Genomic DNA, 12,799 nt, shown 5'->3' with positions numbered 1-12,799 from the left:
ACGGATGATGCAGAGATTGTCGCGCCGCCAGAAGAACCCACAAGATCATGGGATGACACGACTGGTGTCACTGGTCAGCAGTTCGCAGGGGAAGACTCGACGGCGAGCACCGAGTCCACGATGAGGTCCGAGGCCGACGTCACAGTCGACGCGCCTGAGGCCCACGGCCCTGGTGCCGGGGAAGTCGGTGGCGAGCGTGGCACGATCTCGCCCATGACGCCGCGAGACGACCTCGATCCCGAGGAGACACGTCGCGCTGCCCTCGTCGACAGCCTGCCAGTTGCAACTGATGAGACGCCATTGATGGCGGAGCTCAAGCAGGATGCACGCCGCCGCATCGAGCTGCGGGGCCGCCGGTTCCCGCGCCCCCCACAGACGCGCGTGATCACGGTCGCGAACCAGAAGGGCGGGGTCGGCAAGACGACGACCACCGTCAACATTGCTGCGGCCTTGGCACAGGCGGGGCTGAACGTCCTCGTGCTGGACAACGACCCGCAGGGCAACGCGTCGACAGCGCTCGGGGTCGAGCACCGCGCCGGTACGCCGTCGATCTACGAGGTCCTGGTCGACGGGGCGCCCCTCGCCGAAGCCGTGCAGAAGAGCCCTGACGTACCGAACCTCTGGTGCCTTCCTGCGACGATCGACCTGTCGGGCGCCGAGATCGAGCTGGTCTCGATGGTCGCGCGAGAGACCCGGTTGCGGAATGCGCTCGACACGTACCTGGACTGGCGGCTGGCGAACGGGCAGGAGCGCATCGACTACGTGTTCGTCGACTGCCCCCCGAGCCTCGGGCTCCTGACCGTGAATGCGTTCGTCGTGGCTCGTGAGGTCCTCATCCCGATCCAGTGCGAGTACTACGCGCTGGAGGGCCTGAGCCAGCTGCTGAAGACGATCCAGCTGATCCAGGCGCACCTGAACCCCCGCCTGCACGTCTCGACGATCCTGCTCACGATGTACGACGCGCGGACCAACCTTGCGCAGCAGGTGGCGACCGAGGTGCGTACCCACTTCCCGGAGCGGACGCTCCGGACGACCGTCCCGCGTTCGGTCCGGATCTCCGAGGCACCGAGCTACGGCCAGACGGTGATGACCTACGACCCGGGGTCGTCCGGCGCGTTGGCGTACCTCGAAGCGGCCCGCGAGGTTGCCGAGCGGGGGGCCTTGGAGCCCGCGGACAACGTCGTCGACGGGCCGTTGACGAACGGCGACACCCACCAGGCAGATCACGAGTACCAGGCGGCATCGCCCGTCCTTCAGGAGGAACAGTGAGCGAGAAGCGACGCGGTCTGGGCCGAGGGCTCGGCGCCCTCATCCCGACAGGTCTGGACGGCCAGCGACCTACCGGCGCCGAGCGTCCCGCGGACGTGTTCTTCGGGGACCCGAAGCGGGAAAACAACGAGACGGCCGCCGCCGGCGCGACTGCCACTGCGACGTTGACGGAAGCACCGCCGGTGTCGCCGCAAGACGCGACCGACACCGTTGCCGCCGTGCCGGCAACGAACGGGACACCCACGGCGAGCGCGCCCCTGGCAACGGAACGGGTCGCGGTGGCGACGTCCCCAGTGGAGCCGTCCGTGGCAGAGCCGTCGCCGAAAGAGCCGACGCCCTCGGATGTCAGCAGCGCCGACGGTCTGGTCCCCGTGCCGGGGGCTCGGTTCGCTGAGCTGCCCGTGGGCGAGATCCGACCGAACCCGAAGCAGCCGCGCACCGTGTTCGACGAGGACGCCCTCGAGGAGCTGGTCGGCTCCATCCGCGAGGTCGGCGTGCTCCAGCCGATCGTCGTCCGCGATGCAGGTGACGGCTACGAGCTGATCATGGGCGAGCGGCGGTGGCGCGCGACGCAGGCGGCCGGTCTGGCGACGATCCCGGCGATCATCCGGGACACCGACGACTCCGACCTGCTGCGCGACGCGCTCCTGGAGAACCTGCACCGGTCCGAGCTGAACCCGTTGGAGGAGGCCGCGGCATACCAGCAGCTGCTCGACGACTTCGGGTGCACGCACGAGCAGCTGGCGACGCGCATCCAGCGCTCACGCCCTCAGATCTCGAACACGCTCCGGCTCCTGAAGCTGCCGCCGCTGGTGCAGCGCCGCGTCGCGGCCGGGGTGCTGTCCGCCGGCCACGCTCGTGCGCTCCTCGGGCTGAGTGATGGAGCGGCCATCGAGCGGCTCGCGCAGCGGATCGTCGCCGAGGGTCTGTCGGTGCGAGCGGTCGAGGAGATCGTCTCGCTCGGAGGCGACGCTGAGCCGAGCGCGCGCCGGGCTGCCCCTCGGGCGGGCGTGAAGAACGAGGCCCTCGACCACCTCGCGGCACGGCTCTCGGACCGCTTCGAGACCCGCGTCAAGGTGAGTCTGGGGAAGTCGCGGGGCCGGCTCACGGTCGAGTTCGCCTCGGTCCAGGACCTGAACCGCATCCTGGCGAGCCTCGCCCCGGAAGACCCGGGCCTGCTGAAGAACTGATCTGTACGACCAGAAGGCCGGGCGTCGTACAAAATGTCCGATTCCGCAGGTCAGCGGCCGAGCGATGCCTCGACGAGCGACCGGTAGAGCGTGCCGAGCGACAGTCCGGCTGCTTCGGCTGCTTGTGGCAGGAGCGACGTCTCGGTCATCCCAGGCGCCACGTTGACCTCGAGGAACCAAGGGGTGCCATCGGCGTCGACGATCACGTCGGTGCGTGACAGAGCCTCGAGCCCGAATGCCTCGTGTGCGGCGAGGGCGAGCTCCGCGACCGACGCCGTCATCGCCTGCGACAGCCGAGCGGGCGTGAAGTACTCCGTGCGCCCGGGGTTGTAGCGAGCGTCGAAGTCGTAGGGTCCCTCGGTCACGATCTCGACGGCGGGAAGCGCGAACGGTCCGTCGCCGGTGTCGACCACGCTCACCGCAACCTCGGTGCCGAGAACGGCTCGCTCCACGAGGGCGGTGTCGCTGTAGGCGAAGCAGTCCACCATCGCCTGGGGGAGGTCGTCGGCGCTGGCGACGAGGGTAACCCCCAGCGCGGACCCGCCCCGGGACGGCTTCACGACGACGGGGAGCCCGAGCATGCGGACGATCGCGTCGAGGACGTGACGTGCACCGAGCTCCCGGAACAGCGACTGCGGGAGGGTCACGAAGTCGGGCGTCGCCAAGCCGGCACGGGCGGCGACCGTCTTGGCGATCGGCTTGCTCCAGGCGATCCGGCTCTCGCGCGGACCGCTGCCGAGGAGTCGCAGACCCAGCATCTGGACGACGTCGCGCACAGAGCCGTCCTCGCCGCTGGTCCCGTGCAGGAGCGGCCAGACGAGGTCGGGCTGCAGCTGGACGAGCGCAGGCACCAGATCGGCGTCGACGTCGTGGACCGAGACGTCCACCCCGACCGAGCGCAGCGCGTCGGCGACGCGTCGACCGGAACGCAGCGACACGTCACGCTCGTGGGAGAGACCCCCGGCAAGGACGACGACGCGAGGCGACGGGGCGGTGGTGCTCACGGTGAGTGGACTCCGATGAGGGGGCGAGCGACGGTGACGGGGTGAGCGACGGTGTGACGGGACGAAACCGCAGGTCAGGCGACATCCGGACCGGGCTGTTGCACATCTCCATGACCGGCCGACCCCGTGGTGCCGAACAGCTCGACGAGCTCGCGCTCGCCGGCGATGACTCCGGCGAGCCGCCGGACACCCTCGCGGATGCGGTCGGGGGTGGGGTAGCAGAAGGAGAGCCGCATGTGGTCGGCACCGGAGCCGTCGAAGTAGAAGGCGGTGCCCGGAACGTACGCGACCCGGGCGGTGACCGCCCGCGGCAGCATGTCCTTGGCGTCGAGACCGTCAGGAAGCCGGACCCAGGTGTAGAAACCGCCGTCGGGGACGTTCCACGACGCCTCGGGAAGGTGCTCGGTGAGCGCGGAGATCATGGCGTCGCGCCGCTCACGGTACTGCTCGCGGTACGACTTGATCTGACCTCGCCAGTCGCAGGTGGACAGGTAGGTCGAGATCGCGATCTGCGATGCGTTCGACGGGCAGAGGATCGAGGACTCGCTGGCCAGGACCAGCTTCTCGCGGACGGCGTGCGGAGCGACGACCCAGCCGACGCGGTAGCCGGGAGCGAACGTCTTGGAGAACGACCCGAGGTAGAGCACGCCCTCGTCGTCGAGGGACCGCAGCGCGGGGACCGGATCGGTGGAGAATCCGAGCAGACCGTACGGGTTGTCCTCGAGCACGAGCACGCCGTAGCGGCGCGCGATCTCGAGGATCTGCGGGCGGCGCTCGACGGAGAGCGAGACGCCGGCGGGGTTGTGGAAGTTGGGCACGGTGTAGAGGAACTTGACCCGGCGCCCCTCGCGGGCGAGGCCGGCGAGCGTCGACTCGAGCGCTTCCGGGATCAGTCCGTCGGCGTCGATGGGGACGTGCACGACGTCTGCCTGGTACGCCCGGAACACTCCGAGCGCGCCGACGTAGGAGGGGGCCTCCGCGACGACGACGTCGCCCGGGTCGATGAAGATGCGGGTGACCAGGTCGAGCGCCTGCTGGGAGCCGGTGGTGACGACGACGTCGTCGGGGTGTGCGTCGATCCCTTCGAGGGCCATGACCTCGAGGATCTGCTCGCGCAGGGTCTCGTCGCCCTGACCGGAGCCGTACTGCAGCGCCTGGAGGCCGCGGGTGGCGACGACGCGTTGGGCCAGGTCACCGAGGATGTCCAGGGGCAGGCCCTCGAGGAACGGCATGCCGCCGGCGAGCGAGACGACCTCGGGGCGGTTGGCGACGGCGAACAGGGCGCGGATCTCGCTGGACCGCATCCCGTGGGTGCGTTCGGCGTACGAGCCGAGCCAGCGGTCGAGGCGCGTTCCGGTGCCGGCGGCGGAGGACGTGGGGGGGCCCGACGTCTCGCCGTCGGGAACCGGATGCTCAGTCATGCAGCCGAGTTTCGCACGGGAGTCGGCGTGCGCCGCGCACTGTCCCATCGACACGAGAGCCCCCGCCGCGTGGCAGGGGCTCTCGGAGCGAGGATCAGACCGTGGCGAGCACGCTCTCGATGTCCTCGGAGATCATCGACTTCGGCCGTGCGCCGATGACGGACTTCACCAGCTCGCCGCCGGAGTAGAAGTTCAGCGTCGGGATCGACACGACGCCGTAGTCACCCGTGACCTTCGGGTTCTCGTCGGAGTTGAGCTTGACGATCTTCACGCGGCCCTCGTACTGCGCGGCGAGCTCCTCGAGCACCGGCGCGACCATGCGGCACGGCCCGCACCAGGGGGCCCAGAAGTCGACGATCACGGGGATCTCCGACTCGAGGACCTCGGACTGGAACGTCTCGTCGGTGACGGGGGTGGTGGTGCTCATCTGCTGTCAGCTCTCCTCGAAGTACAGGCCCTCGGTGGGCGGGACGGCGTGGGCCAGGTCGGCCAGCGAAGCAAGGAAGCTCTGGGCGTCGAGCGCGGCAGCGCAGCCCGAGCCGGCAGCGGTGATGGCCTGCCGGTAGGTGTGGTCAACCAGGTCACCGCACGCGAAGACGCCGGTCAGGTTGGTGGCGGTGGTGCGGCCGACGACCTGGACGTACCCGTCCTCGTCGAGGTCGACCTGCCCGCGCAGCAGCTCGGAGCGCGGCACGTGGCCGATGGCGACGAACACGCCGGTGGCGGGGTGCTCGCGCGTCTCACCGGTGACGGTGTCCCGCAGCGTGACGCCGGTGACCTTGTTCTCCCCGTGGATGGCGACGACCTCGCTGTTCCACGCGAACTCGATCTTCGGGTCGTTCGCGGCGCGGTCCGCCATGATCTTGGAGGCACGCAGGTGGTCACGGCGGTGCACGAGAGTGACGCGCTTGCCGAACCGGGTCAGGAAGGTGGCCTCCTCGACCGCGGAGTCGCCGCCGCCGACCACGATGATCTCCTGGTCGCGGAAGAAGAACCCGTCGCACGTGGCACACCAGGAGACGCCGCGGCCGGACATCCGCTTCTCGTCGTCGAGGCCGAGCTCGCGGTACGCGGAACCGGTGGCCAGGATGACCGCGCGTGCCTGGAACGTCTCGCCGCCGAGAGTCTGGATCGTCTTGACGTCGCCGTCGAGGTCGAGCACGGACGCGTCGTCCCACAGCACCTCGGCACCGAACTTCTCGGCCTGCTTCTGCAGGCCTTCCATCAGCTCGGGACCCTGGATGCCGTCGGGGAACCCGGGGAAGTTCTCCACCTCGGTGGTGTTCATCAGGGCACCGCCGGCCGTGACGGACCCGGCGATCACCAGGGGGGCCAGGCCGGCTCGGGCCGCGTAGATCGCGGCGGTGTAGCCCGCAGGACCCGATCCGACGATGACGAGATCGCGGACGGTGGTGGACAGGTCGGTCACGTGAGGTCCTTGCGTGTTCGGCGTGCCGGAGACGTCCGGCGGGGGCTGACGGGATCAACCGATCCTAGGCGGGTTCTGTTCCGGACCCGCGTCAGGACAGGGCGATCTCCGTCAGCTCGAGCCGGAAGCCACCGTCGGCGGCTGTCGGGAGCTGGGTGATCCACAGGACGAGCGACTGGGTCTCGGTGGCGGGGTTGAGCGTGAAGACGGTCTCCGGGCCGAACGCTCCGGACGCCAGGACGGGTCCGGCGGTGGGGTTCGACGCGTCCGTGGCCCTGATCTCGACGTTCCCGCCGTTGCTGTTGGTCCGCAGCGTGACGGTGCTGACGGTCGTCTTCTGGGTCAGGGTGATGGCGTAGCCGACGGCGTCCTTGAACCCGGCGAAGTCGTCCCGCTTGTACGTCTGGGTGTACCAGAACGTCGAGGGGTCGCCGTCGTACGCCTTGGCGACGTCCTCCTGGTGCTCACCGTCGGCGTCGGACGGGTCGATGGACGTGGTGGAGGCGATGACCGGCGGGCCGGCAGGCGGGGCGGCCGCCTCGGGAGCCGACGGCTCCGGCGTCGGCTCGCCCGCGACGGCAGGGGCCGACGCGCTGGGCGACGGGTCCGTGTCCGCAGGCGACCCGCTGGGGTCGAGCGAGGCGAACAGCGCCCTGAAGGCGAGGACGACGCCGATGATGACGGCGATCACGACGATGATCAGGATCAGCGCGGTCGGGTCGGACCGCCGGGTGCTGGTCGGACCGGTCTCGGCCCCGATGACGTCGCTGAAGCCGAACGCCTCCAGAGGTTCGTCGGACGGAGAGTCCGGAGGAGAGGGGGATGGCGTGGGGGGTGGAGGGGGCGGTGCCGTCGCCTGGGAGACGGATCGCCGGACGACCGCCGGGACCACGGGCGGCGGGGGGGCCGCCTGCTCGTAGGGGGGAGGCGTGATGACGGGCTGACCGAGGGGAGGTGTCTCGGTGTCGGAGGGGACCGCGCCGAGCCCGGTCGCCCGCGAGGGTGTCGCCGGTGGGGGTGTGCCGGGTCGGTTGGCCCCGGGGGGATCCTGCTGCGCGAAAGCGGTCCGCACGGACTGGCGCTGTACGGTCACCGGCGCGGTGTCCTGGTCGTCGTTCTCGGCCGGCACCGGGATCCCGCCGCCGGGCGCGGCGGCACCCGTCGGGGGGAACTTCGCCGTCGCGGGACCTCCGAGGGTGGCGGTCTCGGCGACGGACGCACGGATCTCGCCCCACGGCTCGAGCTCGCGCACCAGCTCGCCCGGGCTGTGCGGGCCGTCGTCGTTGGGGCCGAGCGTCACGACGCAGAGCGTGTCGAGGTCGTTGGGCACCCCGGCGACGAGGTCAGCGGGTGCGACGGGGGCGCCGTTGACGATGGGCGCCGGCGGCAGCGTCTCCCCTCCCGGGGTCTGCGGCGCGCGCGGGTCGGCGGGCCAGAGGCCGGTGAGGGCGGCGTACAGCAGGCGGACGAGGCCGACGGCGTCGGCACGCGTGGTCGAGCGGGCGTCACCGCCGGAGTCCCCGAGCAGGGCGGCGTCGAGCGCGAGGCCACTGACGAGCACGCGGCCGTCGGGGCTCACGTGCAGGACGGACGGACGCAGAGCCAGGTGGTGCACGCCGCGGCGACGGGCGATCTCCAGCGCGGACGCGGCCTCGCCGACGACGGCGCGGGCCTGGTCGGCGGTCAGCGGGCCCTGCGCCACGAGACGCGCCAGGGACTGCCCGACGAGCTGCTCGGACACCACATAGCCGTAGCCCTCGTGGGTGCCGACGTCGAGCACGCGCACCAGGCGGCCGTCGGTGACGAGGGCGGCGCGACGGGCGGCGTCGAGCGCGGGGGCGACGGCACCGTGCTCGAGGATGCGGACGCGGACGGGGCGGTCGAGGATCTGGTCCGTGGCCTGCCAGGCGCTGGCGCCCGCGAGGTCGGACACCACCGGGGACAGCACGCGGTAGCGGCCCGCGAGCACCGTGCCCCGTCCGACGACCTCGCTCACCAGCACCTCCATGTCGAGAACCCGCACCAGAACACCTGAATGCTAGACGTGCCCGCTCAGCGGCGTCCTCCGCGGAGGCGCCGGAGCGCGGGCAGGAGCAGGTCGTCCAGCTCCCGCACGCGCAGGAGCCGCAGGGTGGCGGCGTAGACGAGGGCCATCACGGTACCCACGACAGCACACTGGATGATCGACGCCGCGAGACCTGTGGACATCCAGAGCCTGAGCAGCATCAGCAGACCGAAGCCGACGGCGGCCGACACCACCGCGGCGAGGGTAGCCCGTGCGATCACCCGCAGGACGCGGGAACCGTCGATCCCGCCGAGCCGTCGCCGCAGCCGCCACTGCGCGATGCCTGCCCCCACGACGTAGGAGACGGTCATGGCAGCACCCGCTCCGGCGACCCAGAGCGTCGGCCGCAGGAGCATCTGGGAGGCCCAGGCACCGACACCGACGACGGCGGCCATCACCACCTGGATCGGCACCATCGACCGCGCGTCCTCGTACGCGTAGTACGCCCGCTGGAACATCGACCAGGCGCCGAACGCCGGCAGGCCGAGAACCATCGCGACCACCACGGGCGCGACCGCGTCAGCCGAGCCCTCCGACGACTTCACGAGGATGACCCGGGTCAGCGGGAGCGCGAGCACAGCGATGGCGGCCGTCGCGAACACGGTGAACACGCCGACCACGCGCAGCCCGGAGGAGAGGGTGGCCCGCACACCGGCGACGTCGGCGTCGTGCGCCTGGCCCGACAGCCTGGTGAACAGGGCCGTCGCCAGCGACACCGTCACCAGCGAGTGCGGCAGCATGAAGATGAGGAACGCGATGTCGTACGCCCCGACGCCTGCCACGGCGGAGGCCGCCACCCCGTCGTCGACGGCGGCCTTCGGTGCGGCGGAGGCGACGTTGGAGACGACGAGGTACCCGAGCTGCCCGACCCCGAGGCCCGCCAGGGTCCAGGTGGCCACGCCCCCGGCCGTCCCGAGGCCCGACCCGCGCAGCCCCCAGCGCGGACGGTAGTGGACACCGGCACGGCGCAGGGCCGGGACGAGCACGACGGCCTGGGCGACCACGCCGAGGGTCGCGGCGCCGGCCAGCAGGGCGACCTGCCCGCCGGTCCACGTCGAGGCGTCCGTGACCCCCGAGGTGTCCCACACCCCGAAGACGGCGATGAAGACACCGAACCCGATGATCGCGACGATGTTGTTGACCGCGGGCGCCCACATGTACGGCCCGAACGACCCGCGCGCGTTGAGGACCTGGCCGAGCAACCCGTACGCGCCGTAGAAGAACAGCTGCGGGATGCACCAGTAGGCAAACGTGGTCGCGAGCGCATCCTGCGCCGGGTTGCCGAAGTCCGAGTACAGGTCCACGAGAACCGGTGCGAGGAGCGTCAGGACCACCGTCGTGCCGGCCAGGATCGCGAAGCCGACCGTCAGCAGGCGGTCGACGTACTCCTGGCCCGCTTGGCGCTTGTAGGCGCGCACGACCTGAGGCACGAGGATCGCGTTGAGCACCCCGCCGATGAGGAGCATGTACAGGACGTTGGGCAGCTTGTTGGCCACCGCGAACGCGTCGGCGGCCTGACCGGTCGCGCCGATCGCGCTGGCCATGACCATGGCGCGCAGCAGCCCCAGCATGCGCGAGGCGGCGGTTCCCGAGGCCATGAGGGCAGCGCCGCGGCGCGTGCCGTCGTCGGTCATCGAGTCTCCTGCTCGCTCGTGTCGTCCTCGGGGGCGGTGCCGCCGAGGACGGGGAGCGTCGTCGACGTGCCCGCTTCCGCCTCGGTGCGGGCGCCGCGGCGGGCGCTCTGCCCGCGACGCACGGTGCGGACGATACCGAGCACCAGCCCGATCGCCAGCAGGATGCCGACGACGACCGTGCCGATGCTCTCGATCGTCGGGGCGACCTGGGCGGTGAACCGTACGGTCGGCGACACGGCGAGGCCGTCCGTCGCGGTGAGCTGGGCGGAGACGACGACCGAGCAGTTCGCGCGCGCGTGCAGCGGGACGCGGACGTTGGTCTCGCTCTGCGCCTCCACGACGACGGGCTCGAGCTCGCCCACTTCGAGGCACGCCTTGCGCGGGGTGACGGCGAGCAGCACGGTCGCGGGGACGGTGAGCTCGTTGCGCACGACGACGGGCAGCTCGCTCGTGGCGGCGACGACCCGCACATCGCTCACGTCGGCGATGCTCAGCCCTGTGGTGCGGGCATCGACGTCCGCGACGACCGAGGAGACCAGAGCGTCGCGTCCGGCGGGGTCGACGCGCCATGCGACGGACAGCGGTGCGAGGACCTCGTTGTCGACCCCGTCCAGCAGGACGGCCGGCTCGTTGGTGACGCCGGCGAACGCGACGGCGCGCGCCCGGGCCTCGGCCAGTGCGCGCACGCTGACCGGTGCCAGCTCGTCGGGGTTCACGACGCTCGTGGGCAGCGTGCCTCGGGTGTCCGGTACGTCCGTGTCGAGGAGCGTCGCGACCCGTGCCAGACGCACCCAGGGCGCCTCGGCGAACGCGGTCGTCAGCGCGGTCACGGTCGGCACGTCGGCGTCCCAGCCACGTCCGGGGGCGATCAGCAGGTGGGGCTGGTCGGTCTCGCTCTCCCGCGTGATGACGGCGAGCTCGGCGAGGGATCGCTGCACCGTGGTGGCGGTCGTCGCGCCCGCGTCGACCCCCTGCGGTGCCGTGAACAGCCGGGTGAGCAGCGCGTCCGGCCGGTACGCGGTGACCGGGCCGTCGGTGGTCTGCACCCGCTGGGCGGCGCCGGGGGTGTCCGTGTCGTCGTCGGTCTCGTCGCTCGTGGTCGGTGGCAGGACGATCGCGTCCGCGCCGACCTGGGAGGTCACGGCGGCGGTCGTCTGGTCCGGCAGCCCGGCACCCGGCGCCCACAGCAGCCCCGACGGCGCCGACAGGCCAGGGATGCCCGCCTGCGCGGTGCGCTCCAGCGCGAGCTGGACGAGGTCCGGGTGGTCACCGTGCGCCGCTGCGGCGATGTCCGGGTCGGACCACGGCAGCGCGACGACATCATGGTCGCGGAGCTCGTCGGTGAGCTCGGTCGCCCAGGCCTGCGTCCCGAGCGTCCCGGCGGACGCCGCGGCGAGCAGCGCCGGGTCGACGGCGACGCCGATCTGGGGTGCGACCGCGACAGCCGCGGCGAGGTCACGCAGCCGTCCACCCGGGCGGGTCAGCTCGTCGAGCCCGGCGACGGTGGCCTCGCTCGGCTCGGTGCCGCCCTGCGCTGGCGCCGACGGCGGACCGACCACCGGCACCAGCACGGAGACCGGGGTGCGCGGCACGTCGTCGGTGGGGAGCCACAGCAGGAACGTGCGCTGGATGCCGACCCGGGTCGTGCCGTCGAGCGCCTCGACCACGAGGCCGCGCGGCCCCCACGTGTCGGCCCCGGCCAGCAGGTCGACGTCCGCCGCGAGGACAACCAGCTCGACCGCCACGCTCGCACCGGGCTGGAGCGGTTCGGCGACCGGCGCGGTGGCGTCGCGCCTCATGCGGCTCAGCCCGGTGGTCCCCGCAGACGTCCACGCGTCCAGATCTGCACGCACGCTGATGCGGAACCGACTGATCCGGAGAGCCGCGCTGGGCTCGTCGATCACCTCGTCGCCGTCGTTGCGCAGGGTGGCCTTGACGTGCAGGTCCTCACCCGGGCGCAGCACGCTCGGCGCCACCTCGGTGATCTGCACGGTGACCGGGAGGTCCGGGTCCGGGCTCGGGGCCGGAGTCGGCGTGACGGCGGCACCGCTGACGGGGACGACGAGCGCGACGGCGCCGACGAGAGCCAGGGCCGCACTGAGCACCCGGCGTCGTCGCGAGGGGGCGCTCATCCCTCGCCGACGAGCACGACGAGTGCTGCCTCGGCGAGCCGCCGTTCGTTCGGGTACGCGAGCACCCCGTTCAGCTCGGCCACCGGGATCCACGCGGCGTCCTCCGCCTCGCCGTCCGGGTCGCCCTCGACCGTGAGGAACCCTCCGGTCGCGCCGAGCAGGAAGTGGTGGACGACCTTGTGCACCCGACGGTCGTCGCCGCTGAACCAGTAGTCGATGACCCCGAGCCGGCGCAGGACCTCCCCGGTGATGCCGGTCTCCTCCGCGATCTCGCGGACGGCGGCTTCCTCGGGGGTCTCGTCGCCCTCCAGGTGACCCTTCGGCAGGCACCACTCGAGGCGGCCCGCGCGGTTGCGGCGCGCGATGACCGCGGCGTGGTCGACACCCTCGCGACGGCTGACGACGATGCCGCCCGCGGAGGTCTCGTCGACCACCGGCAGAGGGATGGAGGGAACCCGGGTGATGCTGTGGCGGGGGTCGATGCGCAGCGGGTGACCGCCCGGCGGCGATGGGACGCCCCCGGGGACGGGTGGACGCGCCGGGCTCGACATATCGACACTGTAACGACTGGAAGGGCGCCGTCCGGTCCGCAGCCGCCCGTGGTGGCCGGGACGTCTGGCAGGCTTGGACGAGTGCCCTCCCTCGATCCGTCCGT

At 71.8% G+C, this 12,799-nt stretch carries 10 protein-coding genes; 2 read left to right on the top strand and 8 right to left on the bottom strand.

Annotation, left to right across the window (positions count from 1 at the left end):
• Positions 1–303 precede the first annotated feature (303 nt).
• Positions 304–1,269, top strand: a complete 966-nt coding sequence (locus ASG23_RS00345) for a ParA family protein (protein ID WP_327019450.1) — start codon at positions 304–306, stop codon at positions 1,267–1,269.
• The gene (locus tag ASG23_RS00340) at positions 1,266–2,459 is read left to right on the top strand and encodes a ParB/RepB/Spo0J family partition protein (protein ID WP_056018517.1); all 1,194 of its coding nucleotides are present in this window, start codon (positions 1,266–1,268) and stop codon (positions 2,457–2,459) included. Before ASG23_RS00345 ends, ASG23_RS00340 begins: the two co-directional genes overlap by 4 nt.
• Positions 2,460–2,509: 50 nt before the next feature.
• Here the strand turns inward: ASG23_RS00340 and ASG23_RS00335 are convergent, their stop codons facing one another.
• The 8 genes from ASG23_RS00335 to ASG23_RS00300 form a co-directional block, all read right to left on the bottom strand.
• Complete coding sequence (locus ASG23_RS00335) at positions 2,510–3,463, bottom strand: D-alanine--D-alanine ligase family protein (protein ID WP_056018514.1); 954 nt, start codon at positions 3,461–3,463, stop codon at positions 2,510–2,512.
• A gap of 74 nt (positions 3,464–3,537) precedes the next feature.
• Positions 3,538–4,884 (bottom strand): aminotransferase-like domain-containing protein, encoded by a 1,347-nt coding sequence (locus ASG23_RS00330; protein ID WP_056018511.1) that lies wholly within the window; start codon positions 4,882–4,884, stop codon positions 3,538–3,540.
• A 94-nt stretch (positions 4,885–4,978) separates the two neighbouring features.
• Positions 4,979–5,311 (bottom strand): thioredoxin, encoded by a 333-nt coding sequence (gene trxA, locus ASG23_RS00325; protein WP_056018509.1) that lies wholly within the window; start codon positions 5,309–5,311, stop codon positions 4,979–4,981.
• Positions 5,312–5,317: 6 nt separating this feature from the next.
• Positions 5,318–6,313 (bottom strand): thioredoxin-disulfide reductase, encoded by a 996-nt coding sequence (gene trxB / locus ASG23_RS00320; RefSeq protein WP_056018507.1) that lies wholly within the window; start codon positions 6,311–6,313, stop codon positions 5,318–5,320.
• Between the two features lie 91 nt (positions 6,314–6,404).
• The gene (locus ASG23_RS00315) at positions 6,405–8,336 is read right to left on the bottom strand and encodes a protein kinase family protein (protein ID WP_157465456.1); all 1,932 of its coding nucleotides are present in this window, start codon (positions 8,334–8,336) and stop codon (positions 6,405–6,407) included.
• 29 nt (positions 8,337–8,365) lie between these two features.
• Positions 8,366–10,012 (bottom strand): murein biosynthesis integral membrane protein MurJ, encoded by a 1,647-nt coding sequence (murJ, locus tag ASG23_RS00310; RefSeq protein ID WP_056018501.1) that lies wholly within the window; start codon positions 10,010–10,012, stop codon positions 8,366–8,368.
• Positions 10,009–12,144, bottom strand: a complete 2,136-nt coding sequence (locus ASG23_RS00305; RefSeq protein ID WP_157465455.1) for a DUF6049 family protein — start codon at positions 12,142–12,144, stop codon at positions 10,009–10,011. Before ASG23_RS00305 ends, murJ begins: the two co-directional genes overlap by 4 nt.
• The gene (locus tag ASG23_RS00300; RefSeq protein ID WP_056018497.1) at positions 12,141–12,695 is read right to left on the bottom strand and encodes an NUDIX hydrolase; all 555 of its coding nucleotides are present in this window, start codon (positions 12,693–12,695) and stop codon (positions 12,141–12,143) included. Before ASG23_RS00300 ends, ASG23_RS00305 begins: the two co-directional genes overlap by 4 nt.
• Positions 12,696–12,799: the final 104 nt, after the last annotated feature.

It is taken from the genome of Cellulomonas sp. Leaf395 (assembly GCF_001424125.1).
GTDB lineage: Bacteria > Actinomycetota > Actinomycetes > Actinomycetales > Cellulomonadaceae > Cellulomonas.
The sequence above is the reverse complement of the archived record's forward strand: the minus strand, read 5'-3'. Positions and strand labels throughout refer to the sequence as shown.

Excerpts from the sequence above, each read along its gene's own strand:
- ASG23_RS00345 (WP_327019450.1), top strand. The coding sequence starts at position 304 with ATGGCGGAGCTCAAGCAGGATGCACGCCGCCGCATCGAGCTGCGGGGC.
- ASG23_RS00330 (WP_056018511.1), bottom strand. The coding sequence starts at position 4,884 with ATGACTGAGCATCCGGTTCCCGACGGCGAGACGTCGGGCCCCCCCACG.
- trxA (WP_056018509.1), bottom strand. The coding sequence starts at position 5,311 with ATGAGCACCACCACCCCCGTCACCGACGAGACGTTCCAGTCCGAGGTC.
- murJ (WP_056018501.1), bottom strand. The coding sequence starts at position 10,012 with ATGACCGACGACGGCACGCGCCGCGGCGCTGCCCTCATGGCCTCGGGA.
- ASG23_RS00305 (WP_157465455.1), bottom strand. The coding sequence starts at position 12,144 with ATGAGCGCCCCCTCGCGACGACGCCGGGTGCTCAGTGCGGCCCTGGCT.
- ASG23_RS00300 (WP_056018497.1), bottom strand. The coding sequence starts at position 12,695 with ATGTCGAGCCCGGCGCGTCCACCCGTCCCCGGGGGCGTCCCATCGCCG.